This window comes from Corynebacterium sp. MSK218 (assembly GCF_030232655.1).
Taxonomy (GTDB): Bacteria; Actinomycetota; Actinomycetes; order Mycobacteriales; family Mycobacteriaceae; genus Corynebacterium.
The window spans coordinates 1-232 of the sequence record NZ_JASPGN010000049.1; the positions used below are offsets into that span (position 1 = coordinate 1).

The window sequence follows — 232 nt, forward strand, 5'->3', positions numbered from 1 at the left end:
GGCGGTGGCTTCCGCGCCATAGCACTGGGGTGGCGTGTTGGGATTGTGGGTTTCCGGTGCGTTGATATTGACCAGGCGCACGGTGTCCAGGTTATCGCCGAAGGACACTTTGATGGTGTCGCCATCAACAATGTCGCGGACCCGACCCCGTTTGGCATTAGCGGGAGGTGCGGGGCGCACCAAACCGGCTTGGGCTAGGGTTGGCAGCTCCGGGCATTCGTACCCACTATTG

At 61.6% G+C, this 232-nt stretch carries 1 protein-coding gene; it reads right to left on the reverse strand.

Annotated elements, in window-relative coordinates; translation table 11 throughout:
* A partial coding sequence (locus QP922_RS12885) for a thermonuclease family protein (protein WP_502869624.1) occupies window positions 1-232 on the reverse strand: 232 nt, incomplete at both ends.